General features: G+C 65.1%; 21 protein-coding genes. 12 read left to right on the top strand and 9 right to left on the bottom strand.

All coding sequences use genetic code 11. The features are described 5' to 3' along the window. Window positions 1–4 precede the first annotated feature (4 nt). Window positions 5–2,044, top strand: coding sequence for a protease Lon-related BREX system protein BrxL (gene brxL, locus A3A5_RS0129570; RefSeq protein ID WP_018314056.1), 2,040 nt, complete (start codon window positions 5–7; stop codon window positions 2,042–2,044). Between the two features lie 346 nt (window positions 2,045–2,390). Here the strand turns inward: brxL and gyrB are convergent, their stop codons facing one another. From gyrB to dnaA, 3 genes are all read right to left on the bottom strand, one after another. Further along, window positions 2,391–4,916, bottom strand: coding sequence for a DNA topoisomerase (ATP-hydrolyzing) subunit B (gyrB, locus tag A3A5_RS0129565; protein ID WP_018314055.1), 2,526 nt, complete (start codon window positions 4,914–4,916; stop codon window positions 2,391–2,393). 216 nt (window positions 4,917–5,132) lie between these two features. Further along, complete coding sequence (gene dnaN / locus A3A5_RS0129560; protein WP_018314054.1) at window positions 5,133–6,248, bottom strand: DNA polymerase III subunit beta; 1,116 nt, start codon at window positions 6,246–6,248, stop codon at window positions 5,133–5,135. A 340-nt stretch (window positions 6,249–6,588) separates the two neighbouring features. Then, on the bottom strand, window positions 6,589–8,343 hold the full coding sequence (gene dnaA, locus A3A5_RS0129555) for a chromosomal replication initiator protein DnaA (RefSeq protein WP_018314053.1): 1,755 nt from the start codon (window positions 8,341–8,343) through the stop codon (window positions 6,589–6,591). A gap of 813 nt (window positions 8,344–9,156) precedes the next feature. On the opposite strand from dnaA, the gene rpmH reads away from it, so the two are divergent. The 4 genes from rpmH to yidC all read left to right on the top strand — a co-directional run bounded on the left by rpmH (window position 9,157) and on the right by yidC (window position 11,961). Beyond that, window positions 9,157–9,291 carry a 50S ribosomal protein L34 gene (gene rpmH, locus A3A5_RS0129550; protein WP_008650850.1) on the top strand — a complete coding sequence of 45 codons (135 nt, stop codon included), beginning with the start codon at window positions 9,157–9,159 and terminating at the stop codon, window positions 9,289–9,291. Window positions 9,292–9,464: 173 nt separating this feature from the next. Beyond that, on the top strand, window positions 9,465–9,929 hold the full coding sequence (gene rnpA, locus A3A5_RS0129545; RefSeq protein ID WP_085958734.1) for a ribonuclease P protein component: 465 nt from the start codon (window positions 9,465–9,467) through the stop codon (window positions 9,927–9,929). A gap of 10 nt (window positions 9,930–9,939) precedes the next feature. Further along, window positions 9,940–10,272: a membrane protein insertion efficiency factor YidD gene (gene yidD, locus A3A5_RS0129540; protein WP_018314051.1), complete on the top strand. Its 333-nt coding sequence runs from the start codon at window positions 9,940–9,942 to the stop codon at window positions 10,270–10,272. A 21-nt stretch (window positions 10,273–10,293) separates the two neighbouring features. Next, the gene (yidC, locus tag A3A5_RS0129535) at window positions 10,294–11,961 is read left to right on the top strand and encodes a membrane protein insertase YidC (protein ID WP_018314050.1); all 1,668 of its coding nucleotides are present in this window, start codon (window positions 10,294–10,296) and stop codon (window positions 11,959–11,961) included. A gap of 185 nt (window positions 11,962–12,146) precedes the next feature. Here the strand turns inward: yidC and A3A5_RS0129530 are convergent, their stop codons facing one another. The 6 genes from A3A5_RS0129530 to A3A5_RS0129505 all read right to left on the bottom strand — a co-directional run bounded on the left by A3A5_RS0129530 (window position 12,147) and on the right by A3A5_RS0129505 (window position 18,047). Next, complete coding sequence (locus tag A3A5_RS0129530; protein WP_018314049.1) at window positions 12,147–12,311, bottom strand: rubredoxin; 165 nt, start codon at window positions 12,309–12,311, stop codon at window positions 12,147–12,149. After that, window positions 12,308–13,183, bottom strand: coding sequence for a metal-dependent hydrolase (locus tag A3A5_RS0129525; RefSeq protein WP_018314048.1), 876 nt, complete (start codon window positions 13,181–13,183; stop codon window positions 12,308–12,310). Before A3A5_RS0129525 ends, A3A5_RS0129530 begins: the two co-directional genes overlap by 4 nt. Window positions 13,184–13,229: 46 nt before the next feature. Further along, window positions 13,230–14,192: an alpha/beta fold hydrolase gene (locus A3A5_RS0129520; RefSeq protein ID WP_018314047.1), complete on the bottom strand. Its 963-nt coding sequence runs from the start codon at window positions 14,190–14,192 to the stop codon at window positions 13,230–13,232. After that, window positions 14,189–15,079, bottom strand: a complete 891-nt coding sequence (locus A3A5_RS0129515) for an SDR family oxidoreductase (RefSeq protein WP_018314046.1) — start codon at window positions 15,077–15,079, stop codon at window positions 14,189–14,191. The genes A3A5_RS0129520 and A3A5_RS0129515 overlap by 4 nt, the downstream gene beginning before the upstream one ends. A 61-nt stretch (window positions 15,080–15,140) precedes the next feature. After that, window positions 15,141–16,715, bottom strand: coding sequence for an NAD(P)/FAD-dependent oxidoreductase (locus tag A3A5_RS0129510; RefSeq protein WP_018314045.1), 1,575 nt, complete (start codon window positions 16,713–16,715; stop codon window positions 15,141–15,143). 258 nt (window positions 16,716–16,973) lie between these two features. Then, window positions 16,974–18,047 (bottom strand): AraC family transcriptional regulator, encoded by a 1,074-nt coding sequence (locus tag A3A5_RS0129505; RefSeq protein ID WP_026201253.1) that lies wholly within the window; start codon window positions 18,045–18,047, stop codon window positions 16,974–16,976. A gap of 115 nt (window positions 18,048–18,162) precedes the next feature. Here A3A5_RS0129505 and A3A5_RS0129500 point away from each other — a divergent pair, with 115 nt between their 5' ends. The 7 genes from A3A5_RS0129500 to A3A5_RS0129470 all read left to right on the top strand — a co-directional run bounded on the left by A3A5_RS0129500 (window position 18,163) and on the right by A3A5_RS0129470 (window position 26,567). After that, entirely contained in the window at window positions 18,163–18,768 is a 606-nt protein-coding gene (locus A3A5_RS0129500; RefSeq protein WP_018314043.1) for a hypothetical protein, read from the top strand. Window positions 18,769–18,776: 8 nt separating this feature from the next. Further along, window positions 18,777–20,372, top strand: a complete 1,596-nt coding sequence (locus A3A5_RS0129495) for a GMC family oxidoreductase (RefSeq protein ID WP_018314042.1) — start codon at window positions 18,777–18,779, stop codon at window positions 20,370–20,372. A 268-nt stretch (window positions 20,373–20,640) separates the two neighbouring features. Beyond that, window positions 20,641–21,615 carry a TetR/AcrR family transcriptional regulator gene (locus A3A5_RS0129490; RefSeq protein ID WP_018314041.1) on the top strand — a complete coding sequence of 325 codons (975 nt, stop codon included), beginning with the start codon at window positions 20,641–20,643 and terminating at the stop codon, window positions 21,613–21,615. Between the two features lie 205 nt (window positions 21,616–21,820). After that, on the top strand, window positions 21,821–22,717 hold the full coding sequence (locus A3A5_RS0129485; RefSeq protein ID WP_018314040.1) for a DUF1571 domain-containing protein: 897 nt from the start codon (window positions 21,821–21,823) through the stop codon (window positions 22,715–22,717). Window positions 22,718–22,969: 252 nt separating this feature from the next. Beyond that, complete coding sequence (locus A3A5_RS0129480) at window positions 22,970–24,322, top strand: DUF2957 domain-containing protein (protein ID WP_018314039.1); 1,353 nt, start codon at window positions 22,970–22,972, stop codon at window positions 24,320–24,322. A 37-nt stretch (window positions 24,323–24,359) separates the two neighbouring features. Continuing rightward, entirely contained in the window at window positions 24,360–25,640 is a 1,281-nt protein-coding gene (locus A3A5_RS0129475; protein WP_018314038.1) for a DUF2957 domain-containing protein, read from the top strand. A gap of 87 nt (window positions 25,641–25,727) precedes the next feature. Then, the gene (locus A3A5_RS0129470) at window positions 25,728–26,567 is read left to right on the top strand and encodes an OmpW family protein (protein WP_018314037.1); all 840 of its coding nucleotides are present in this window, start codon (window positions 25,728–25,730) and stop codon (window positions 26,565–26,567) included. Window positions 26,568–26,724: the final 157 nt, after the last annotated feature.

Raw genomic sequence — 26,724 nt, 5'->3', positions numbered from 1 at the left:
ATAAATGGATACCGAACTGGGTAAAGATCTCGACCAGCTGCTAAACGAGCTCTTCGCTGGACGCGTGGTGCGCAAGGACTTGACCAAGCTAATCAAGGAAGGCGCCAACGTCCCGGTGTACGTGCTCGAATACCTACTGGGGATGTATTGCGCCTCAAACGACCCTGAGGTCATTGAGCAGGGGCTGAAAAACGTCAAAGCCGTTCTGGCGGAAAACTATGTGCGTCCTGACGAGGCCGAGAAGATCAAATCCTTGGTACGCGAGCGAGGCTCCTACAAAGTGATAGACAGAGTGACCGTGCGCCTCAATGAACGCAAGGATCACTACGAGGCTTCATTCAGCAACCTGGGGATCAAGGATGCGGAGATCTCCGCAACCTTCGTCAAAGAATATGAGAAGCTGCTGGTCGGCGGCATTTGGGTAATCGCTACTCTGAGCTATTACCACGAGGAGGGGCAGTCCGGCTCCCCCTTCGGCGTGACACTGCTCAAGCCGATCCAGATGCCGAACATGAACATGCAGGAGCTCTTCACTGGCCGTGCAGCACTGAGCACTGTGCAGTGGCGTGAAGCACTGATTCGCTCCATCGGCATGGAGCCTTCGACCCTAGATGAGCCCGTACAGTGGCACCTGCTAGCCCGGATGATCCCCTTCGTCGAGAATAACTACAACGTTTGCGAACTGGGGCCCCGGGGTACCGGCAAGAGCCACATCTACAAGGAGTGCTCGCCCAACAGTATGCTGGTCTCCGGCGGCCAAACCACGGTGGCCAACCTGTTTTACAACATGAGTAGTCGGCGCATCGGTCTGGTCGGTCTTTGGGATGTGGTCGCCTTTGATGAGGTGGCCGGCATCAACTTCAAGGATAAGGACGGCGTGCAAATCATGAAGGACTACATGGCCTCCGGCTCTTTCGGACGCGGCCGTGAACAGATGGAGGCCTCGGCGTCCATGGTCTTTGTCGGCAACATCAACCAAAGTGTCGAGTCGCTGGTGAAAACCAGCCACCTGCTGGCCCCCTTCCCCGAGCAAATGATCGATTCAGCTTTCTTCGATCGCTTTCATGCCTATATCCCAGGCTGGGAAATCCCGAAGATGCGCCCGGAGTACTTCACCAATAGATACGGATTGATCGTCGACTATCTCGCAGAGTTCTTTCGCGAGATGCGCAAACGTAGCTTTGCCGATGCCGTCGACAAGCACTTCAGGCTGGGTAACAACCTTAACCAACGTGACGTGATTGCAGTTCGTAAGACGGTGTCCGGCCTGCTCAAATTGCTCTACCCGCATGACGTGTTCACCAAAGAAGATGTGCGCCATTGCCTAGAGTACGCTCTGCAGGTGCGCCGCCGGGTGAAGGAGCAGTTGAAGAAGATTGGCGGCATGGAGTTCTATGATGTGCACTTCAGCTACATCGACAACGAGACCATGGAAGAGCGCTTCATCAACGTCAAGGAACAGGGCGGAGGCACTCTGATCCCCGAAGGCCCAGGCAAGCCAGGTTTCGTCCACACCATTGGTTTAAGTGGCAAGGGCATGCCGGGGCTATATCGGATCGAGCTACAGGTCACCAAGGGCTCCGGCAAGCTGGCCACCTCCGGCCTGTGGAACTCCAGCGCCGCCAAGGAACAGGTGAAGATCGCGTTTGACTACTTCAAGGCCAATGCTGCGCGCATCAGCGCCTCAGCCAAGGTGCTGGATCACGACTTCCACCTGCACGTTGTCGAGCTACAGAACTCCGGGCCACTCACGCATATGGCTCTACCTAGCTTAGTGGCCTTCGCTTCTGGGTTGCTCGGCCGACCTGCCCAAGGGCAGTTGGTAGTTCTCGGCGATATGAGCCTGGGTGGAAATATTACCCCGGTAGAGAGCATCGCCGAATGCCTGCAGGTCACCTTCGATGCTGGCGGCAAACGAGTGGCACTACCAATGAGCAGCGCCATGGACCTTCCCAGCGTCCCAGCAGAACTGTTCACCAAGTTCCAGACTAGCTTTTATGCTGATCCAGTTGACGCGGTATTTAAAGCCTTGGGAGTTGACTGAAGATATGCAATCGAATCTTGCTCGTGAGGCTCCGACCAAAACGTCGGGTTCGCTCCAGTGGACTACACCGCTCGTGCGGTAGCCCTGCGACCTTTGCTCAGGGGACTGAACCGCCTGTGCTGTTCCCTATGTTGAGGACCGAGACAATTTGCCTCCTAAGGCTTCCTTCCGAGCTGTCTCAAGCCGACGCCTAAGCAAAAAGGCCGCGCCCCATGAGGGACGCAGCCTTTTTGCAGTCGTGCGAAATGTTAAGGAAATCGATCTGACAACCTACAGCAACACACCAGCCCAGATAGCTTCACTTATTTGTGAAAAACATCAACTTTTCTGAGATCCTACAATAAGACTAAACATCAATATTCCGGGCTACCAACGCATTAGATTCGATGAAGTTCCGCCGCGGCTCCACCTCATCCCCCATCAGCGTGGTAAAGATCTGATCCGCCGCAATAGCATCCTCAATCTGCACCTTCAGCAGTCGCCGCTGCGTAACGTCCAGGGTGGTCTCAAACAACTGCTCAGGATTCATCTCGCCCAAGCCCTTATAGCGTTGACGGGACACCCCACGCTCAGCCTCAGCCAGCAGCCACTGCATAGCGCCGTGGAAGTCATTAACGGTCTGATCGCGCAGCTTGTCACCTTCACCCCGCTGTACCTTGGTCCCTTCCGGAGTCAGCCCCTGGAAAGTCTTGGCAGCATTGGAAAGGGCGGCGTAGTCAGCGCCATGAACAAAGTCTGCATCCAGGTGTGACAGACGCACGTTGCCGTGGTGGCGGCGGGCAATCATGAGGCGGTGCTTGTCAGTTTTCTCATCAAACTGCGCATACACATCAGCCGTACCATCATCATTGACCGCAGCACCAATCAACGTCTTGGCATGCATCTCCGCCAACTTAGCCTTCAGCGCCACCGCTGAAGCCTCCGCCGCCGCAGCACTATCCAGATCCAGCGTCACGCCATCCGCAATGGCACGCAGCGCGTCCGTATCCACAACACGCGACAGACGGCCAATCACGCCTTCAGTCAGCTGATACTGGCGAGCCAGTTCGGTCAGGGCATCCCCATTGATCTCCGACCCATCCGGCCGCACCAGCACCGCCTTCTCCATCGCCAGCTTCAACAGGTAAGCATTGAGCTCAACATCATCCTTGATATACCGCTCTTCCTTGCCATGCTTGATCTTGTACAGCGGCGGCTGCGCGATATACACATAACCGCGCTCGATAATGTCAGGCATCTGCCGGTAGAAGAACGTCAGCAGCAGCGTGCGGATGTGTGAGCCGTCCACGTCCGCGTCGGTCATGATGATGATGCGGTGGTAGCGCAGCTTGTCCAGGTTGTAGTCGTCCTTGCCGATGCCGGTGCCCAGCGCGGTGATTAGCGTCAGCACTTCCTGGCTGGACAGCATCTTGTCAAAGCGGGCGCGCTCTACGTTCAGGATCTTGCCCTTCAGCGGCAGGATGGCCTGGAACTTACGGTCGCGGCCCTGCTTGGCAGAGCCGCCTGCGGAGTCACCCTCCACCAGGAAGAGTTCTGACAGGGCGGGGTCTTTTTCCTGGCAGTCGGCCAGCTTGCCGGGCAGGCCCATGCCGTCCATCAGGCCCTTGCGGCGGGTCATTTCGCGGGCCTTGCGGGCGGCTTCGCGGGCGCGGGCGGCGTCTACGATCTTGCCGCAGATGATCTTGGCGTCGCCGGGGGTTTCCAGCAGGAAGTCGTTCAGGGCCTTGCCGACGAGTTCTTCCACGGGCAGGCGCACTTCAGACGAGACCAGCTTGTCTTTGGTCTGCGAGCTGAACTTGGGCTCCGGCACCTTCACGGAGAGCACGCAGGACAGGCCTTCACGCATGTCGTCGCCGGTGGTTTCCACCTTGGCTTTCTTGGCGACTTCGTTTTCTTCAATGTACTTGTTGATGACGCGCGTCATCGCGGCGCGCAGGCCGGTCAGGTGGGTGCCGCCGTCACGCTGCGGGATGTTGTTGGTGAAGCAGAGCACCTGCTCGTTGTAGCCATCATTCCACTGCATGGCCACTTCCACGGCGATACCGTCTTTTTCGGTATTGGCGTAGAAGATGGTCGGGTGCAGCACGCTCTTGGTGCGGTTGATGTATTCGACAAAGCCCTTCACGCCGCCGGAGAAGGCAAAGTCTTCTTCCTTGCCGGTGCGCTGATCCACCAGCTTGATGTGCACGCCGTTGTTCAGGAACGAGAGCTCGCGGATGCGCTTGGAGAGGATCTCGTAGTGGAACTCAACGTTGGTGAAGATCTCTTCGTCGGCCAGGAAGTGCACTTCGGTGCCGCGCTTGTCGGTGGCGCCGATGATCTTCATCGGCGAGACTTCAACGGGCTGGCCGTCGGGGCCGGGCACGGTCTCGACGATGCGGTTCTGCACGTCGCCCTTGGCGAATTCAATCAGGTGGACCTGGCCGTCGCGGCGCACGGTCAGGCGCAGCCACTTTGAGAGCGCGTTCACGCAAGACACGCCCACGCCGTGCAGGCCGCCCGATACCTTGTAGCTGTTCTGGTTGAACTTGCCGCCGGCGTGCAGCTCAGTCATGGCGATTTCCGCCGCGCTGCGCTTGGGTTCGTGCTTGTCGTCAAACTTGACCAGGGGCGGGATGCCGCGGCCGTTGTCGACGATAGAGATCGAGTTGTCGCTGTGGATGGTGACCTGGATCTCGGTGCAGTAGCCGGCCAGCGCTTCGTCGATGGAGTTGTCCAGCACCTCGAAGACCAGGTGGTGCAGGCCGGTGCCGTCCGACGTATCGCCGATATACATGCCCGGGCGCTTGCGTACCGCCTCCAGGCCTTCCAGGATCTGGATCGAAGAGGCTCCGTAGGTGTTTTCCTGTTGCGGTTTCTGCTGTTCGGTCATGTCTTTCTACTCACGGCTGATGTGAAAACCCGGCCGCGCCGGCACATTGGCAGGGCGTCTGGCTTTCCGCATGGCGGGTTACTAAAAACGGCAAAAGGGGCAGATCGTTTTCGATCCTGCCCCCGCTGCGAAGAGACGTCCCGTGATGAGGCGGGTGTCGTAGCGTGCCGTTTGCTGCTCCGGTATCTCTGTATCTGTAGTCCTGTTACCGGATCATCAGATGCGCATCGGCATGACGACGTACTTGAAGTTGTCGTCTTCCGGCACGGTAATCAGCGCACTCGAATTCGAGTCGCCAAGGCTGACCTGCACCTGCTCGGTCTTCAGGTTGGCAAGCACGTCTAGCAGGTAGGTCACGTTGAAGCCGATATCGAGCGCGTCGCCCGAGTAATCGAGTTCCAGCTCTTCCTGCGCCTCTTCCTGGTCGGCGTTGGTGGAGCTGATCTTGAGCATGTGCGTGTCCAGGATGCAGCGCACGCCCTTGAATTTGTCCGTCGTCAGGATCGCGGTGCGTTGCAGCGCCTGCTGCAGCTGCACGCGGTCGATCGCGAAGGCGTTCTTGTAGCCCTTGGGGATCACGCGCTGGAAGTCGGGGAACTTGCCTTCGACCAGCTTGGAGATCAGTTCGATATTGGCGAACGTGAACTTGACCTGGTTGGCGGCCAGCTGCACCTTCACCGGATCGTCGTTGTCTTCCAGCAGGCGCTGCAGTTCCAGGATGGTCTTGCGCGGGATGATGACTTCCTGGCGCGCGCCCACACCGGCGGCTTCGGTTTCCAGCTCAACGCCGCAGTACGCCAGGCGGTGGCCGTCGGTGGCGACGGCCATCACCTTCTTGCCTTCCACCACCAGCAGCATGCCGTTCAGGTAGTAGCGGATGTCCTGCTGCGCCATGGCGAAGTGGACCATCGCCAGCAGGTGCTTGAAGGTCTTCTGCGGCAGGCTGACGCTGGCGTTGAATTCGCTGGCTTCAGCAACGGTGGGGAATTCTTCAGCGGCCAGCGTCTGCAGGGCAAAGCGGCTCTTGCCGGATTGCACGGTCATGCGCTTGTCGTTGAGCGACAGGGCCACGTCACCATCAGGCATGGCGCGCAGGATGTCCAGCAGCTTGCGCGCGGCCACGGTGGTGGCAACGCTGTCGTTGCCGACGCCGCATTCCGCATGCGTGGTGATCTGGATTTCGATGTCGGTCGACAGGAAGGAAACGTTCGACCCGGACTTGCGAATCAGCAGGTTGGCCAGGATCGGGAGGGTGTGGCGGCGCTCCACGATGCCGCTCACGATTTGCAGCGGACGCAGCAGGTTGTCTCGCGAGGTTTTGACCAATTGCATTGAATTTATCCTTCGTCGTTTGTAATCGGCGACCGCAGAACGCAAACAACTCCGAATTCACTTAGGAATCAAGGAGTTAATGTGCCATTGTACCAAGGATAAGCCGCTGCGGTGAAGCGGGGCGGGACCGGCAGGGGGGCCAGCTGTGCCCAAAAAGCCACGCTGGCGCAACCCGAACTTGCCATCCCGTCCCGACTCACCGCAAAGCCTTATCAGTGGCCATTTTCCGGTCACTTGCCCCGGCGTCGCTGACGTTAATTCCCCAGGCGCCACGGAATGTCCGTGGCGCGCACCCTACAGTATGCCAGCCCCGGGGGCCGGCCCTTCAAAAATGCCCCGCTCAGCCCTTGAGCGTTTGCTCCAGCACGTGCAGCTCATGGTTGAGCTGCGCATCCTTGCTGCGTTCGTCGGCGATCTTGCGCACGGCGTGCAGCACGGTGGTGTGGTCGCGTCCGCCGAACAGCTCACCGATCTCGGGCAGGCTCTTCTGCGTCAGTTCCTTGGCCAGGTACATCGCAATCTGGCGCGGCCGTGCAATATTGGCAGGCCGCTTTTTCGAATACATGTCAGCGACCTTGATGTTGTAGAAATCCGCGCAGGTCTTCTGGATGTTCTCTACAGAGATCTGGCGGTTCTGCACGGTCAGCAGGTCCTTCAGCGCCTCGCGCGTCACCTCGATGGTGATGTCCTTGCCGTGGAAGTTGCTGAACGCCAGGATCTTGCGCAGCGCGCCTTCCAGCTCACGCACATTGGAGCGCAGGTGCTTGGCGACAAAGAAGGCGACTTCTTCCGGAACGTTCACGTTCTCGGCGGCGGCCTTCTTCATCAGGATGGCCACGCGCATTTCCAGCTCGGGCGGCTCGATGGCCACGGTCAGGCCGGAGTCAAAGCGCGAGATCAGGCGGTCGTCGATGCCGGTGATTTCCTTCGGGTAGGTATCGCTGGTGATGATCACCTGCGCCCGGTTGGCAATCAGGGCCTCAAAGGCGTAGAAGAACTCTTCCTGCGTGCGGTTCTTGCCGGAGAAGAACTGGATATCGTCGATCAGCAGCAGGTCCAGCGAATGGTAGTAGCGCTTGAACTCGTCGAACGCCTTGCGCTGGTACGCCTTCACCACGTCAGACACGTACTGCTCCGCATGGATGTAGCGAATGCGCGCGCGCGGGTTCTCCATCAGCATGTGGTTGCCGATGGAGTGGATCAGGTGGGTCTTGCCCAGGCCCACGCCGCCGTACAGGTACAGCGGGTTGTAGGACTTGCCCGGGTTGTTGGCCACCTGGATGGCGGCGGCGCGGGCCAGCTGGTTGGCTTTACCGGTGACGAAGTTGTCAAAGGTCAGGATCGGGTTCAGGCGCGAGCGCTCATGCACCGTGTCACTGGGCTGGTGGCCGGGCATCGGCGTGGCGCCGCCCATCTGGGGCTGGTGCTGCGGGGCCTGGTGCTGCGGGTGCTGGGGCTGGTGCTGCGCCTGGCGGTAGGAGCGGGCGCTGGCTTCGGCGGGATCCATGTGGACCACGTCGATCTCGCCCATGTCGGCGCCGTGCTGCGGGTGATGCTGGCCCGGGTGCTGACCCTGGGCGCGTGCGCCGGCCGGGACCGGCGCTGCGGAGGGCATGCCGGCGGGGTTGCCGTACTGCGGCTGGCCCATGCCGTACGCGGCTGCGGTGGGGTAGTCGCCGTAGCCGGGCTGCCCCGGCTGGCCGGGCATGGCAAACGCAGGCTGGCCGTTCATCGGCTGGGCGCCCGGATAGCCGCCCATGCCCGTACCCGGTGCTGCGTGGCCGTCCATGCCGCCCGGGCCCATGCCGGGCTGGGGCGGCTGCATATAGGCAGCGGCACGGCCCGACGCGGCGGGATCCAGCACGAACTGGACGCTGACCTGCGCTTCCCAGTACTCGCAGGCCAGTGCGGTGATGCGCCCCGAAAACTGGCTCTTGACCCAGTCCAGCTTGAAACGGTTGGGCGCGGCAATCCGCAGCGCGTGCGTTTCTTCATCGAACGCAACGGGCGCCAGCGGCTTGATCCACGTTTTGAACTGTTGCGGCGTCAGCTCGCGCTCTAGTTGCGCGGCTGCCGCCTGCCAGAAATCTTGCATTGTTTGTTGTTTGGTAATCGCACCCGGGTCTGCTTCTTCAGCAGCCTGGGCACGCCACAAGCGGCGTATACGCCGCGCGATCCGGGCCGTCCGAGCCGTATTGGGAATTAATTCCCAACGGCGAGGCCTCCGCGGCATGCCAATGCAGCAGCCAGCGAGCCTTCAGGCTCGCCGCACTGGCGTGCGTTCAGTCATGCGTTGCCGCGGTGGGGCCCGGGTTGCGCCTGCGCCACGCAGCCCGTGTAGTGTTTGGACCCGGATTGTATACCCGCCCCCGAGTTATCCACAAAGGATAAGTCTGTGGACAACTTGTGCAAATGCAGTGGATTTGTGTGCACAACCCCTGCTGTGATGCGGCTTTGCGGGGTGTGAAAACGGACAAAATTTCAGGTAAAACAGGGACTTCGCCTGTGGATGACTGTGGTGAAGGTGGCCCTCGGAACACATGCACTTACCCACCGGCCATTGTGGACAATGGGGCACCAAGGGCTAGAGGGCGGTGTCGCAAATGTGTCCTTGCACACGAACTGGCGCCTTGACAGCGCCGGAGAAAATCGTTTAAATGGCGGGTTCTGCGATGCGGCAGGGGATCACGTATGCGCATCGCCGGTCTGGCCTGTTCGTGCCGTCCGCGCTGGCAGGTTAGCTACCTGCACACGCGTAAGCACGGCCGGCAGCAAGACAGAACCAGAATCGTCGGATAGCCGCTGCAGTTCCTCGCAAGCGGCAGCCCCATGCGAACCATACGCGGCGGCCACGGCACCCCGGCACCGGCCGGAGCCGGGCACGCCAAGATCAACCAGAGAGTGCAACATGAAACGTACCTACCAACCTTCCGTTACCCGCCGCAAGCGTACCCACGGTTTCCGCGTGCGCATGAAGACCCGCGGCGGCCGTGCCGTCATCAACGCACGTCGCGCCAAGGGCCGCAAGCGCCTGGCCATCTGAGGCCCGGGCGACCGGCCTGACGGCGCGCCCGGCGCCGGCTGCAGCGTACCGCAGCCGTGCCGCGCAGCCGTCAATGCCTACCGCCCCGGCTTCAGGTTGGCCGGCAGCTTGCCGCAGGGCGCCGCTTTGCGCCAGCAGTCTTATTTGCCAGCGCTTGCCAGTTGTCACCCAGCGTGTCAGCCCATGCCTTCCCCAAAGCCGCGAGGCTAACAAAGACGGATGAGTTTTCATCCGTTTTTGCTTTGCGGCCCCGGCGGCGCAGCCCGCATTTCGTGCTCTACGTGCGCGCCAATGACCGTCCGGAAGGCCGGCTTGGCGTGGTGGTCGGCAAGAAGTTCGCGCCGCGCGCGGCTGAGCGCAACCTGGTGAAGCGCATGGCGCGCGAGCTGTTCCGCCAGCGCCGTGAGCACCTGGCGGGGCGCGACGTGCTGCTGCGCCTGCACGCCAAGTTTCCGCGCGCGGAATTTGCTACGCGCGCGGCGGTCCGAAGGGCATGCGCGGCGGAAATCGCCAGCCTGCTCGACGTAGCGGCCAAGCCACTGCCGCCACCTGCACCGCCTGCCTCGCCCTCGGCACCGCCACCCGCGGCGCCACCGGCGAGCCCCTCGCAAAGCCAGCCACCAGGCCTTCCGGCCTGAACCGCCTGCCATGAAGCGAATCCTGCTAGCCCTGCTGCGTATCTACAAGATCGCCCTGAGTCCTTACCTGGGCTCGCAGTGCCGCTTCCTGCCGACCTGTTCCGACTACGCCCGCGACGCCGTCATCCATCACGGCGCCGCGCGCGGCAGCTGGATGGCCGCCTGCCGGCTGTGCCGCTGCCATCCTTTCGCCCAAGGCGGGTATGATCCCGTGCCGGGCACGGAAGCTGACGACACTGCCAGGCCGGACACTGGACCGCACGGATCACACCCCCCGGCGGGCCGTTCCGTCCATGCCGCCGCAGGCCATGCGCCTGTGGCGATCCGTCTGCCCAGACCCTGATTTCTCCGACCACAGCCAGACATGGATATCAAACGCACCATCCTCTGGGTCATCTTCTCGATGGCCCTCGTGCTGCTCTACGACAACTGGCAACGCGCCAACGGCCATGCGTCGATGTTCTTCCCGAGCACGACGCAACAGGCCGCCTCGGCGCCCGCCGCCAGCGGCGCTGCCGCCCAGGGCGACGTGCCCAAGGCCAACGTGCCAGCCGGCGCAGCGGGTACCGCTGCGCCGGCCGCGCCGCAGGCCGCGGCCCTGCCCGCCGGCGAGAAGATCGTGGTGACCACCGACACGGTGCGCGCCGAGATCGACACCGCCGGCGGCATCGTGTCGCGCCTGGAGCTGCTCAAGGAGCATGAGAAGGACGGCAAGCCGGTGGTGCTGTTCGAGCGCGACAACGTGCGCACCTACATGGCACGCTCGGGCCTGATCGGCGGCGACCTGCCCAACCACACCACGGTGTTCACCGCCGCCCCGGGCGCACGCACGCTGGACGGCGCCGAGCAACTGGAATTGGTGCTGACCGCCGAGAAGAGCGGCGTGAAGTTCACCAAGACCTATGTGTTCCACAAGGGCACCTACGTGGTCGACGCAAAGTTCGCGGTCACCAACGCGGGCGCCGCGCCGGTCTCGCCGACGCTGTACCTGGAACTGGCGCGCGACGGCAGCAAGGTTGAGCAGTCGCAGTTCTACAGCACCTTCACCGGCCCGGCCGTCTACACCGACGCCGACAAGTACCACAAGATCACCTTTGAAGACGTGGCCAAGGGCAAGGCCAGCGTGCCGGCCGCCGCCAACAACGGCTGGGTGGCGATGGTGCAGCACTACTTTGCCTCGGCCTGGATCCCGCAGACCGGCAAGGAGCACAGCTTCTACGTCCAGCAGATCGACCCGAACCTGTACCGCGTGGGCATCCAGCAGCCGCTGGGTGAAGTGGCGCCTGGCGCCACGGTGACCACCGATGCGCGCCTGTTCGCCGGCCCGCAGGAAGAGCACATGCTCGAGAAGATCGCCCCGGGCCTGGAACTGGTGAAGGACTATGGCTGGCTGACCATCCTGGCCAAGCCGCTGTTCTGGCTGCTTGAGAAGCTGCACGGCTTCCTCGGCAACTGGGGCTGGTCGATCATCGCGCTGACGGTGCTGATCAAGCTGGTGTTCTTCCCGCTGTCGGCGGCCAGCTACAAGTCCATGGGCAAGATGAAGGACCTGCAGCCGCGCATGACCGCGATGCGTGAGCGTCACAAGAACGACCCGCAGAAGATGAACCAGGAGATGATGGCGCTGTACAAGACCGAAAAGGTCAACCCGCTCGGCGGCTGCCTGCCCATCGTGATCCAGATCCCGGTGTTCATTGCGCTGTACTGGGTCCTGCTGTCGTCGGTGGAAATGCGCGGCGCGCCGTGGCTGGGCTGGATCCATGACCTGTCGGTGCCGGATCCGTTCTACATCCTGCCGATCGTGATGGCCGTGTCGATGTTCGCGCAGACCAAGCTGAACCCGACCCCGCCGGACCCGGTGCAGGCCAAGGTCATGATGATCATGCCGCTGGTGTTCTCGGTGATGTTCTTCTTCTTCCCGGCCGGCCTGGTGCTGTACTGGGTGGTGAACAACATCCTGTCGATCGCCCAGCAATGGCAGATCAACCGCATGCTCGGCAAGGGCAAGGCGGCAGTGGTGGCCAAGAGCTGAAGCTGTTGCAAGTTGCGGCAGGCAAAAAGCCCGGCAGTGATGCCGGGCTTTTTGTTTGATGGGGCAGGGTGCTGACAGACTGCCCCACGCCAGCGGTTTGCTCCCCGCTCCCGCAAGCGGGAGAGGGGAGTTCCGCCTTCGGTTGGCCCCAGTCGCCTCAGCCCTTGCCGACCTCAAGACTCCGCCTATAGCGCAACCATGTCGAAATCCGCTTTCGCCATGCCGCAGTCCGGGCAGCTCCACGCCAGCGGGACCGCGCCCCACGGTGTGCCGGGCGCGATCCCGTGCTCAGGTAAGCCGAGCGCTTCTTCGTAAACGAATCCACAGATACGGCACTGCCAGATGGTCATGCGGCCCCCCGCAGCGAGGGCGCACGGGTAGAGACGCCGGCGGCGCGCGCGGTGTCTTCGATCTCTTCGACCAGCGGGGCGATGCGCGCCAGCTCGGCGCGGTTGTCGTCGTCCCACGGATGGAAGCCGGGGCGGAAGTAGCTGAGCCATTCCGGGATCATCTTGGGCAGCACGCCGGGCGAGGCCCACAAAAAGCGCAGCACGCTGCCAAACCCGGTCAGCTTGTTGCGGCAGCCCTTGTCGCCCATCACCAGCGCAATGTGGAACACGAACACCATGGCCCAGAACGTCACGGTGGTGGTCAGCATGGTGAAGGTGCGCAGGAAGTAGCGGTAGGGGCCGGGTTTCATCACCGTGTTCCAGACATCGTAGGCCACGGCCTTGTGCTCAGTTTCTTCCAGCGCGTGCCAGGTCCACACCTGCCGGTAGCCGGTCTCCGAGGCCGCGCCCATATGGCGCTGATCCTGCAGCAGACCGCCGGCCAGCATCGCGGTGTAGTGCTCCAGCGCGATGGTGTGGGCCAGTTGCCAGGACTTGGGCAGGATCTTGCGCAGCACGTCCAGCAGCTTCCACACCGTGCGGTCCAGCGCCGCGGCGGGCAGGCCGGCGTCTTCCATCAGCCGGTTGTAGAGGATGTGCTCGCGCGTGTGCATCGCTTCCTGGCCGATAAAGCCGGCGATGGCGCGGCTCAGTTCGGGGTCCTTCACCTGGTCGCGGTAGTTGCGCACGCTGTCCATGAAGAAGCGCTCCCCGGCGGGGAAGAAGATCGACAGCGCGTTGATGAAATGGGTGACGTGACGGCCCCGTTCGTGCCAGTCGCTGATGCGTTCTGGCGGCAGGTGGGGATGCACGTCGCGGCGGACTGGCATCATGGCGGTCTCCTTGGGTGATGGCCGGCGCGTGTTGCGCCGGCGGGATTCATTGGGCGGCCAGGAACGGCAGCAAATCTGCGGCCACGCGTTGCGGGTCTTCTTCCATCGGCACGTGGCCAAGCCCCGCGTAGCGGCGCAGCTGCGCGCCGGGGATGCGCTCGGTGAAGGCCTGCGCGTGCGCGGGCGGGATCCAGCGGTCGCGCTCGCCCCACAGCACCAGCGTGGGCGCGCGCACGCTGCCGAGCAGGTGGGTGTCAAGCTGGGCAAAGTCGAGCCTGGGCACCATCTTGCCGACGGCCTCGCGGCTGCCTTCGGCGTAGAAGAAGTCCACGTAGCGGCGGAAGGTGGATTCCGGCACGCGCGAGGCATCGCCATAGACGTCGCGCGTGGCGGCGCGGATGATGAACTCCGGCAGCATCCACGGTGCCGACCAGCGCACCGGCGCATGGCGGAACAGGTCGATATAGATCGGCAGCCGCATCGGGAAGCCGGCGGCGTCGATCAGCACCAGCTTGTCGACCGCATTGGGCCGGCGCACGGCAAGGTCCCACGCGATCAGCCCGCCCAGCGAGTTGCCGATGATGCTGGCGCGGCGCACGTTCACCGCGGCCAGGAAGGCATCGATGAAGTCGCGGTAGCGGTGCACGTCCATGGTTTCGATGCGGCCGCGCGCATCGTGCAGCGGCCCGGTCAGCCCGAACGGGGCGATATCCAGCCGCAGCACGCGATAGCGCTGCGCCAGCGCCGGCACGATCCCTTGCCACGTATGCAGCGAAGCGCCGAAGCCGTGGATCAGCACCAGGGTCTCGCCGTCGGCGGGGCCTTCGTCGGTGTAGTGCACCATCGCGTCCAGCACGCGCACCCAGCGCGAGGCCGGCAGCGCATGGCGCTGCGCCAGCGTGGCGCGCGACAGGCTGAACAGCCCTACGCGGCCCTGCCCGAACCAGCGCGTGAGCGCCCCCGGTGGCGCCAGCAGCGAAGCATCCTGTTCGATCGCGAGCCGGTTCACGGGCGCTCTCCCTGGCCGGCCGGGGCCGGTGCCGCGACCGGGCCCAAATCGCGCTTGCGGCGCGTCTCGCGCACCACCAGCGACTGGTAGGCAGCCGGCAGCAGCCGCGCCATGGCATCGGCAGCATAGGCATCGGGTCCGATCAGCACGCGCCGGCGGTTGCGGCGCACGCCTTCCAGGATCACGCGCGCGGCCTTGTCGGGCGAGGTGATGAAGAATTTCTCGAACTCATCCTTGCCATGCTGCGCGTCGCGCACCAGGAAGCCGTTGACGCTGGATGACACGCGGCTGGCCTGGGCGATATTGGTCTTGATGCCCCCCGGGTGCACGGTGGTTGCCGACACGCCGCAGTCCATCAGGTCCAACTCCTGCCGCAGCGATTCGGTAAAGCCGCGCACCGCGTACTTGCTGGCGTTGTAGGCGCCCATGCCGGGCTGGGCGAAGATGCCGAAGATGCTCGACGTATTGACCACGTGGCCGTCGCCGCTGGCCTTCAGGTACGGCAGGAAGGCCTTGGTGCCGTACACCACGCCCCAGAAGTTGATGCCCATGATCCATTCCAGGTCGTCGTAGCTCATGCCCTCGACGGTGCTGGACAGCGCCACGCCGGCGTTGTTGAAGATCAGGTTGATGCGGCCGTGGGCCTCGGCGGCCGCGGCGGCCCACGCGTACACCGCGGCGCGGTCGGCCACATCCACGGTGTGTTGTGTGATGCGGGCCTGCGGTGCGGCGGCCATGGCCTGGGCCACGGTCTGCGCCAGCCCGGCCTCGTTACGGTCTGACAGCGCCAGCTGGCAGCCCTGCCGTGCCAGCGCCAGCGCCAGCGCGCGGCCGATGCCCGAGCCGGCGCCGGTGATGGCGGCAACCTTGTTGCGGAAGTCCTTCATGTCCGGTCTCCTTCCGGTGATGTCGTGCTTTTGGGTGTGAATCAGGGTAAATGCGTGTCCGTCAGGCACCGGCGGCCGTGGCGATATCGGCCGGCCCGGGCTGCATTGCGGTCTCGTCCGGCAAGGCGCGCCGCACCGGGTACAGGTCGTAGTCGGTCATGCGAAAGCTGGCCGTGGCGCGGCGGAACTGCCAGGTGAAGCCCGGCCACAGCGTGGTGTTGCGGCCGCTGCGCGGGTCGATGTACCAGCTCGCGCAGCCGCCGGCGGACCAGATCGCATGGCCCAGCCGCCCCTGCAGCCGTTCGTTGAAGCGGCGCTGCACCGGCTCGCGCACGTTCACTGCCTGCACGCCTTCGCGGCGCATCTGCTGCAGGGCGTCCGCGATGTAGGCCACTTGCGATTCGATCATGAACACCATCGAGCTGTGACCCAGGCCGGTATTGGGGCCGACCACGAAGAACAGGTTGGGAAAGCCCGCTACGGTGGTGCCCAGGTAGGCCTGCGCGCCGTCGCGCCAGGCATCGACCAGGTCCACACCGTCAAGGCCCGAGATCACGCCGCGCGGCACCGGATCGGTGACATGGAAGCCGGTGCCCAGGATGATGCAGTCCGTGGGCCGGCGCGTGCCGTCGTGCAGCACCACCGCGTCGCGCTCCACGCGGGCGATGCCGGTGGTGACCACGTCCACGTTGTCGCGGGTCAGCGCCGGGTAGTAGTCGTTGGAGATCAGCACGCGCTTGCAGCCGATGGTGTAGTCCGGCGTCAGCGTTGCGCGCAAGGCGGGGTCGCGCACCTGCCGGGCCAGATGGCGGCGCGCGACGCGCTCGACCACTTTCATGATCTTGGGATGCAGCACAAAGCCCAGCACGCGCGATTCCAGCATCCAGTAGATGCCGGTGCGCACCAGTGTCTGCGTGAACGGCAGGCGGCGGAACAGCCAGCGCTCCGTCGCGCTGACCTTTCGGTCCGGCTTGGGCATGATCCACGGCGGGGTGCGCTGGTACAGGTCCAGCTGCGCCACCTGGGGCGCGATCTGCGGCACGAACTGGATCGCGCTGGCGCCGGTGCCGATCACGGCCACGCGCTTGCCGGCGAGCGCATAGGCGTGGTCCCAGTGCTGCGAATGGAAGCACTCGCCCTCAAACGTGTCCAGCCCCGGGATATTGGGGTATGAAGGCCGGCTCAGCCCGCCCATGCCGGACACCAGCACGCGCGCCCGCACCACCTTGCCGTCGGCCATCTCCAGCCGCCACACCTGTGCGGCCTCGTCCCAGGCGGCGTGGCGCAGTTCATGGTGCAGCCGCAGGTGCGGGCGCAGGCCGAAGCGGTCAGTGCAGCCCTCCAGATAGGCGCGGATCTCCGGCTGGGTGGAGAACATGCGCGACCAGTCCGGGTTGGGCGCGAATGAAAAGGAATACAGGTGCGACTGCACATCGCAGGCGCAGCCCGGGTAATGGTTGTCGCGCCAGGTGCCGCCGACGGAGCCGGCTTTCTCGAAGATCAGGAAGTTACGCTCGCCGCGCTCGCGCAGCCGGATCGCCATGCCGAGGCCGGCAAAGCCACTGCCGATGATGGCAATGTCGGTGTGCTCAAGGGCAGGGGATGCCTGTTGCGGCAGCTCCGCGGGTGCATTCATGGGCGCTCCTCACCGTTATGACAGTGTTTATTGTGACATTGATGGATGTCATCGTAGGAAGCGCAGCGCAGGTGGTCAATGCCGTGAGTTGAAGGATGATTCTAATTTTTGGGGATTTCCAGCGGCGTCTGGCGCACATGAAACAATGCAATGCCACCCCGCAGGCGCTTGCGCCGTGGGATTCAGTTGTGCGTTTGAAACCGGGAGATTTTTTTCAGGCTTCGCGGATCACGAAGGCGTGGCCGCCACATTCGGGCGCTATGCCGCCTGTCCCTTGCGCCGCCAGCCATGCGGCGTTTCACCGGTCCAGCGCTTGAAGGCGTGGGTGAAGGCACTCTGCTCGGAATAGCCCAGCCGCATCGCGCACTGCGCCAGGCTGATCCCGGGATCGGCAAGATACTGCTCTGCCAACGCGCGCCGCACGTTATCCACAAGCTGTGAATAACTGATGCCCTGCGCCTGCAGCCGCCGCTGCAGGGTGCGCACGGGCATGCGCAGGTGCGCGGCCACGTCGGCAATGGGCAGTTCGCCTTGCGGCAGCCGCCCGCTGATATAGGCACGCGCCTGTGCCAATGCGTCGGCCCCGGCCGGCACCATCTGCTGCAGCTGGGTATCGGCGATGCGGGTCATCTGCGCCTGCATGCCCGCGTCGGCCTGCAGCGACGGCAGGTCCAGCAAGGCCCGTTCGATATGCATGGCATGGCGCGCGGCGTTGAAGACCACGGGGCAGCCGAACACCTCCGCATGCCGGCGAGTATCGGCCGGCGCGGGATGCGGGAATTCCACCTGCGTTGCCACGTGCTGCGCACCGATCAGCCAGCGCGCGAACACCACCCAGGTCGCCATGTGCAGCTCATGCGCATGGCGCGTCAGCGGGCCATGCCGCGCTTCCCAGGTCATGCAGGCGGCCTGCGGCGTTTCAATCAGGCGGGTGCCGCCGATATCGTTGGCCAGCACCTCATAGCGGATGCCTTGCAGGATGGCGTCGCGCACGGTGGGCGTGGTCAGCACCACGTAGCCCATCTCGGCATAGTGGCGCGGCGCGAAAGCGGCGCCGGCACGCAGGCCGACATCGGGATCGCCGGTGACCTGCTCCAGCCAGTCGAGCAGCGCCAGGTAGGCGGCGCCGGGAATGCGCGTGGCGGTCTGCGCACCGCTGGCGTGCATCAGCTCGGGCGGCACGCCGACGGCGCGCAGCTGGTCGGCCGGGGCAATGTCCTGGCGCTCACCATGGTCGAGCACGGCGCGGAGGTAGGCGAGCGATACGGTGCCAAATGCGGTGCCCGCCTGCGTACCACTGGCACCGCCATCGGGCGGGTTGGCGCGTGGCATCAAGTCACCTGTCATGCGGGATCAAGACCGGGCACCGATCTTTATCCAAACTCCGGAAAGCGTCAATGCGGGCCTGCCCCCGCCTGAAACCAAGAGACCGACGCAAGGAGACAACATGCCCCCCAATCATCCACACCGCCGTGCGGATGCCGATGCCCAGGCGCTGCACGCGCTGACGCGGCGCGGCTTCCTGAAAGTCGGCCTCGGCTTCTCGGCCGCGCTGGCCTGTACCGCGCTGGTGCCGTCGCTGGCCGGCTGCTCGTCGGCAGATCCCGCGCCGCAGGTCGGCATGACCTGGCTGCGCCCGCAAGACGTGGCGATGTTCCGCGCGCTGCTGCCGGCCATCGTCACTGAGCTGGCCGAAGCCCCGCCGCCGCGGCGCACGACCCTGGAGCAGGACGCGCTGCGCAATATCGACGCGACCTGCGCCGCGATGGGCGCGGGCGCGCAAGCCGAGTTGCGCAAGCTGTTCGGCCTGCTTGCCAGCATGCCGCTGCGCTGGGCGCTGACCGGCACCCGCCAGGACTGGGGCGCGGCCACGCCGGCGCAGGTGCAGGCCTTCCTGGCGCGCTGGCGCGCCAGCCGCCTGGCCACGCTCAATGCCGGCGCGGTGGTGCTGGTCAAGCTCACCAGCGTGGGCTACTACGTGTTGCCGGCCGCGGGGGCCGGCAGCGGCTATCCCGGCCCCAACGCGGCCGTCTACAAGGCGCTGCACGCCTGATCCCCGACATGGCCATCGACAATCTCTACGACGCCGGCATCGCCGCCGGCTGGCAGGTACTGGACGCTGCAACCTTCACCACCACGCGCACGCTGGATGCCGACGTGGTCATCGTGGGCAGCGGCGCGGGCGGCGGCATCAGCGCCGAGGCGCTCAGCCGCGCGGGCCTGCGCGTGGTGCTGCTGGAAGAAGGCGCGCTGCGCACCTCGGACAGCTTCCGCGACATGGACGAGAACCGCGCCTATCGCGAGCTGTACCAGGAGGCCGCGGCGCGCACCACGGCCGACGGCGCCATCGCCATCCTGCAGGGCCGCTCCGTCGGCGGCAGCACCACGGTCAACTGGTCATCGAGCTTCCGCACGCCGCCGCAGACGCTGGCGCACTGGGCCAGGCACCACGCCGTCACCGGCCACAGCGAATCCGACATGGCGCCATGGTTCAAGCAGGTGGAAGAGCGCCTGGGCATCGCGCCATGGGCGATGGCGCCCAATCCCAACAACGACGTGCTCAAGCGCGGCTGCGCGACGCTGGGCTGGGAATGGCACGTGATCCCGCGCAATGTGAAGGGCTGCTGGAACTCGGGCTATTGCGGGCTGGGCTGCCCGGTCAATGCCAAGCAGTCGATGCTGGTGTCGACCATTCCCGCGGCACTGGCCAGCGGGGCAACGCTGGTGCACCGCGTGCGCGTGCGCACGCTGGACCATGATGGCAAGCGCGTGCAGTCGGTCACCGGCGAGGCGCTGGGCGCGGACGGCTATACGCCGACCGGCGTCGGCGTGATCGTGCGTGCCAAACACGTCATCGCCGCCGGCGGCGCCATCAACACGCCGGCGCTGCTGCTGCGCTCGCGCGTGCCGGACCCGCATGAGCGGCTGGGATTGCGCACGTTTATCCATCCGGTGCATATCAGCATCGCAAAAATGCCGGATCGCATCGATCCCTATTATGGCGCACCGCAGTCGATCGCTTCCGACCACTTCCAGTGGAAGGACGGGGCGACCGGGCCGATGGGCTACAAGCTGGAGGTGCCGCCGCTGTTCCCCGGCATCAGCGCGGGTGTGGTCAACGGCGTGGGCGAGGCGCTGCGCCGCGACATGGCGCAACTGCCCCACACCAACGCCATGCTGGCACTGCTGCGCGACGGCTTTGTGCCAGAGAGCACGGGCGGGCGCGTGCGCCTGGCGGCCGACGGCAGCCCGCTGCTGGACTATGAGATGACGGACTACGCCTGGGACGGCGTGCGGCGCGCATGGCTGAGCATGGCGCAGGCGCAGTTCGCCGCCGGTGCGGCGCGCGTGCGGCCCGCCCACCTGGACGCCGCCGAGTACCGCAGCTGGCCCGAGGCGCGCGACGCCATCGCGCAACTGCCGCTCAAGCCGTTCCGCACCGCGCTATTCACCGCGCACCTGATGGGCGGCTGCGGCATGAGCGACGATGCCCGCGGCGGCGTGGTGGACAGCCATGGCAACCACCACCAGCTGGCCAACCTGTCGGTGTTCGACGGCTCGGTGTTCCCGACCAGCGTGGGGGCCAATCCCCAATTGTCAGTGTTCGCGCTGACGGCACAGAATGCGGATGCGCTGGCACGGCGCCTCACGTCATGAGGGATTGGCCGCGCAAACCTGCAATGTCCTGCGTTGCAGGCATCCGGCATGCCTGCTCCACGCAGGGTGCGCGCGACATTGTTGTGCAATTCCCCACACCAGCGGCGCAATTAGAATGTCCGCTCCAATTCAGGTCTTGTGAAACGCTCGAAGCGGTGGATAGGCTCCGTACAGCTGTTTCAAGCATCCGTATGCCGTCAGAGCAGGGAGCGGAACAGCGTAGCAAATTGCTAAGGGGTTTATGGCAGCAACGAAGAGAGACGCCCCCATGAAGACCGGCAAAAGCTCGGCAGGAGACACCAAGGCCCGGATTCTCGACGCCACGGAAAAGTTGTTTACCGAGGTCGGCTATGAAGCCACCTCGCTCAGGCAGGTAACGTCGCGCGCCATCGTCAACCTGGCGGCCGTTAACTACCACTTCCGCAGCAAAGACATCATGATGCACGCCGTGCTGAGCCGGCGGCTGGACCCGCTCAATGCGCGGCGCCTGGCGCTGCTCGATGCGTGCGAAGCCAGCTGGCCCGGCCAACGCATCCGCTGCGAGCACGTGATGGGCGCGCTGTTCGTGCCCGCGCTGCAGATGGCACGCGACCCGTCGGTGGGCGGGCCGTCATTCCTGCGGCTGCTCGGGCGCGTGTATTCGGACACCTCGCCCTTTATCCAGCAATACCTGCTGGAGCACTACGCCCCCGTGTATGGGCGCTTCTTCGACGCCTTCTCGCGCGCCATTCCGGGACTGCCGCGGCATGAGTTGGGCTGGCGCCTGCAGTTTGCGCTCAAGGCGCTGGCCGGCGTGCTGGCCGGCGAAGAGCTCACCAACCTGCTGCCGGCGTTCACGCAGGGCCGGCAGATGAGCGATGCGCACGTGCTGGCCCAGCTCACCGCCATGGTGGAAGCCGTGCTGAACGTGGCGCAACCCAGTGCGGATCAGTCCTCAGCCCTGCAGTCGGTGTTTGAGCTCGGCGAGCAGCAGCAGGCCGAGCAGCGCGCCAGCAGGCTGGCCGCGGCGCAATGCACCGATGAGCCGGGTGCCAGTTGCTCCGCGATGGCGGCAACCATGGGCGATGCGGCCAGCCAGGCCGCCGCCGCCCTCGGCAAGGCCCGCATCAGCGCACGCACCGTGCGCAATGAGGGCACCCAACGCGCAGCCGTGACCAGCGTGCCGGTCCGCGCGCGCGAGCAAACCGTGAGCTTCCCCAGCAACCCGCTGGATGACTGGATGCGAATGCGCACCAGGACATAGCGGCGCGCGCCGCGCCCGGTTACCGCCGGGCCGGCGCCACCGCCCTCACGCAAACCTGAACCGTCGATCCACCCGGCGAGGCCACGCACAGGCCCCGCGGACCCCGTACGCCCGGCCGGAATTCCCGCGGGCGCGGCGGTGGCCCCGTTCGTCCCTGCGTAGCCCGCGCTCCGCCCCTGGCGGACATCTTGAGGAGGAAGCTGCCATGTCGATCCAACCGCTTTACCTTGCCGCCGTCGCCGGGGCCGCCATCGGGCTGCTGGCCGCGCCACTGGCCATGCCCCCCGTGGCCATGGCCCAGACGGCCACAACCACCGCCACCGCGGGCACGGGCTATGACGGCCTGCCATCCGCGCAGCAAGCCGCACTGTTCTCGCGCCAGGTCGCCAGCGGCGAACTCGCGCGGCTGTCCGATGAGCAGGTGCTGGCCGTGTTCCAGGCGCTGCAGCCGGATGCGCTGCTGAAATGGGCCCGTGCCGAGATGAACCGCTATCCCGAGTACGAGTACTGGATGTCGCGCCAGGAACGGCTCAACGGCCAGTGGCAAGACCAGTCCGCGAAGATGCAGATCCGCTACCGCCACGCGCCGCGGCAGCTCTATGCGAAGTGGCTGCCCGGCGGCGCGCAGTCGGGCCAGGAAATCATCTATGACGAGACCCGCCGCAAGGACGAGATGTACGGCCACCTGGGCGGCGTGCTGGGCTTCACCTCGATGTGGATCGGACTGGACGGCACGCTGGCGCGTTCGCAATCCAATCACACCGTGCGCGACCTGGGCTTCCAGTTCGTGTTGTCGATGCTGGAGCGCGACGCCAGGTCCCTGCGTGCCGCCGGCCTGTCCGAGAAATACAGCAAGGCCGAGATCGTGCAGGAGCAGGGCGTGCGCATGGTGGCGCTGACCTGGGACCTGCCGGCCGGCGCGCCGCAGTACTACGCCAGGAAGGTGCAGCTGATGCTGGACCTGAAGCATCCGTATATCCGCGTGGAAACCGCCTGGGATGCCGACGGCAACATGGTCGAGAAGATCGTGTTCGACAAGCTGGTGCGCAAGACCTTCGAGGCCTCGGCGTTCGATCCGGCCAATCCTGACTATCGCTTCTGAAATGCGGCAAAGCGGCGCGCACCGTGCGTTTGAATCGGTCGCCACGCCGCTTTGCCGCGCACTCCGTGCAACACCCGCAATCCACAGCCACATGCGGCATGCACGGCCGGGCGCGCCTGTTTGGAACGGCCGCTCTATTGACGCAAAAACACGCGAGCGGCGAGAGTCGCCGCACCCGGGAGGGATCCGGCCGCAGAGCCGGACACCAGATCCAGAACCAGGGGTCGCTAAGAAAAGATCAGGAGACAGGCAATGACCATGTCGATGCTTCGACGCAGCACTTTGGTTTTGACAGGGGTGAGCCTTGCCGCGGCGCTGGCCGGCTGCGGCGGCGGCGGCGATGAAGAGGCGCCGCGCACCGCCACGCAGGCGCCGCCGCAATGCGCGGACACGGGCACGTGCCCCACGCAGGGGCCGGTCACCATCGGCGGCCCGCCGGGGTCGTTGTGCCCGGCGGCACTGGACTACAGCACCACCTTCACCGGCGGCTCCGGCGCGGGCGAACTGGTCAGGCTGCGCTTCGACACCGCTGCACGCACCTACCAGCTGGAGATCATCGAGTCGCCGGTGCCCAAGCAACCCGGCAGCGTCAGCCCGACGCGCGCAGGCGTGACCTTTACCGGCACCTTTGCCAACATGACCTCGCTGCCAACCGCAGAGCAGAATCGATGCGCAGTCGCGCTGCAGACGGCAACGGCGTCTGACGGCACCTCGCAGGCCAATATCGACAGCGCCAGGCCGCCGGTGATCTTCCTGGGCAACGGCGTTGCCGGCGGCGGCATCCCGGGTGCCACCATCTCCTATCCGGGCGTGCTCGGGCTGGGCGCGATTCCGGCCACCACGTTCCCGTTCTACCCGGTGCTGGCATTCGCACAGACCGAGACCGACTTCACCAAAGTGGCCGGCAGCTACAACCTGCTGGGCTACCACCAGGTGCCATCCGGCGGCTCGCTGACTTCGTCAAGCCACTTCACGCCCGCGACCGCGCAGACCACCGAGACGCTGAACGCCGACGGCAGCTGCACCGTGGCGGCCGGCAGCTGCCTGAGCACCGGCAACAGCTGGAAGCTGCGCAGCGCCGACGGCGCCTTCGAAAGCAGCAATGCCGATGGCAGCCGCCGTTACCCGTCGTTCCAGAGTGCGGCCATCACCAGCAACAACGCCAGCCGCGCCAAGGGCCTGATGGTGGTGGGCAAACTCAACGGCGCACTGGTGCCGCTGCTGGTGCGCACCGGCTACGCGCAGATTTCACTGCTGCCGCTGACGGTCAATGTCGACGACGAATCGGGGCTCGCACTGATGGCGCCGGCGAAGTCGCTGGCCAGCGGCCAGCTGGACGGCGGCTATATCGGCTCGGGCAGCGACTTTGCCTATACCGCGTCGCTGGTCAAGGGCGCGCGCGTGGAACTGCTGGACCCGATGACGATGAACCAGACCGGCGCCTTCCAGCTCGACTTCACGCAGAACGCGCCAGGCATGATCGCCACCACCGACAACAGCGGCACCACCGGCGCGCTGATTGCCAGCGGCCGCGTGTTCAGCCACTTGTCCGGCACCGGCAGCGCCAGCCCGACCTTCCGCGTCGGCGTGCTGGCTGCACCCTGAGTCCACCAAGAAGACACAAAACCGAGGAGACAACGCCATGCAACCCCATCGACTGATCCTGCCGCGGGCCTCGCGCCCATCCACGGTGCCGGCGCGTGCGCTGGCCGTGGCCGCCACCGCCATGCTCGCCGCCTGCGGCGGCGGCGGCGGCGATGACGCGCCGGCCACGCCGGCCGCCGTGCAGACGCGGCTGTGCCCGGCCGCGCTCGACTACACCACCACCTTCACCGGCGGCACCGGCTCCGGCGAGCTGGTGAAGGTGCAGATCGACACCACCAGGAAGACCTGGCAGGTGACCTTCGTGGATTCCTCGGTGCCGCGCCAGACCGGCACCGTGCAGCCCACGCGCAGCGACCCGAACAACGGGCAGAACGTGATGCGCGGCACGCTGAAGGCAGAGACCGGGTTGCCAACGGAGAAGCTCAACCAGTGCGCGTTCGAGCTGAGCGGTGCCAGCCTCGATCCGAACCGCCCGGCCAAGCTCTTTGTCGGCGAAGGCGTGGTGGGCGGCACCATCCCCGGCGCGCGCATCCAGTTCAACGGCGTGCTGGGTGCGGGCGCGGTGCCGGATACCACCTTCCCGTACTTCCAGTTCATCGGCTTTGCGCAGACCGAGACCGACCTGTCGAAGATTGCCGGCCAGTACAACGGCACGGGCTTCCATGAGGTGCCGTCCAAGCAGTTCCAGCTGGTGGCGCAGGACTACCGCATGGCGCTGGCCGCAGACGGGTCATTCACCGTCTGCGACAACGCCACCAACACGTGCGAGCGCAAGGGCAACAACTTCGTGCCGCAGGCCAGCGGCGCGTTGCTGTCGACCAACTACAAGGCCGAGAGCCAGCCGCCCACGCTGGGCGGCACGCTGGGCAAGGCCTACCTGATCGTGGGCAAGCTGCGCGGCCAGCTGGTGCCGGTCATGATCCGCGTGGGCTATGCCAATGACTCGCTCGCCAACGGCCCGCTTGGTGCCGACGACGAGATCGGCATCGGCATGATGGCACCGGCGGTGGCAGTCACCGAGGGCACGGTCAACGGCGAATACGTCGGCGTCGACAGCAACTTCAACTACCGCGTGACCGCGCTGGTCGGAGCCGCCGCAACCATGATGGATCCGTTCCGGCCGTCCGATGCGTCGCTGGCGATTCCCTACCGGCTGGACTTCTCGCAGCAGGTGTCGGGCGTGGTGCGCACCTCGCGCCGCGACGCGCCCGCGGGCTCGGCGCCGACCGGCAAGCTGATGTTCACTGGCGGCGTGTTCGGCTTCCTGGAGCAGCGCGACAACGGCCCGTACTTCACCGTCGGCGCATTCGTGCAGTAAGCACGCTACAAGGCCCGGGCCTTTGCAGCCCGGGCCACTGCACCACGACTCGACCAAACAGAGACATCCACTGCCGGGGGAAACAAGATGAAAACCATACGCCTCACGCTCACGCTGATGCTGGCCGCGCTGGCCAGCTTCGCCCTGCCTGCCCATGCCCAGAAGAAGGGCGACAACGTCGCATCTGCCGGCTGGTTCTATATCCAGACCCATGGCCAGAGCGGTCCGCTGACCACGTCGCTGCTGGACGTGCCGATCAACTACCCGCTGGGCCTGCCGTCCAGCTTCACCGCGCCGGGCAGCAGCCTCTCGTCGTCCAATGCCAATACGCTGGGGCTGACCTTCAGCCACTTCGTCACCGACCATATCGCGGTCACCGCGGTGGGCGGCATCCCGCCGGAGTTCAAGCTCTACGGCCACGGCGAACTGATTCCGCCGGGCCCGGCCGGCGCGCTCGGCCGCCAGAGCCTGGGTGACCCGGCGCTGAACCCCATCATCACCAAGGCGCGGCAGTGGAGCCCGGCGGCGATGGTGCAGTACCATTTCCTGGATCCGGGCACGCGTTTCCGCCCGTTCCTGGGGCTGGGGGTGTCGTACAACTTCTTTACCAACATCGAGGTTAATCCGGCGTTTGCGAGTTCGGTCAACAACAACCTTGGCGCAATCCTGGCGGCGGGGGCGGGGATTCCGGGGCCGACGTCGGTGAGTGCGGATGCGTCGTCGTCATGGGCGCCGGTGTTCAATGTCGGCGGCACCTACAACTTCGACGAGCATTGGGGGCTGACGGCGGCGGTGACTTATATCCCGCTGAAGTCGACGTCGACGATGACGATCAAGGCGGCCGACGGGACGGTGTTGTCGACGTCGAAGACCAAGCTGGAGCCGAATCCGTTGGTGTTCTTTTTGGCGGCTTCTTATAAGTTTTGATGGTTCTTTGGCACTGCGTTCGGTTGGGGTGCTTGGCGGGCGTGGGCTGTTTCGCCGGCGTAGCCGGCGACTTACTTCTTGTCCAAGCGACAAGAAGTAAGCAAGAAACGCGTCGCCTATGCGGCTGGCAATAAATTGCTCGGCGTTGGTGGTTCGG

This window comes from Cupriavidus sp. UYPR2.512, assembly GCF_000379565.1.
Taxonomy (GTDB): domain Bacteria; phylum Pseudomonadota; class Gammaproteobacteria; order Burkholderiales; family Burkholderiaceae; genus Cupriavidus.
Note: the sequence above shows the minus strand (reverse complement) of the source record. Positions and strands in the feature narration are given on the sequence as shown.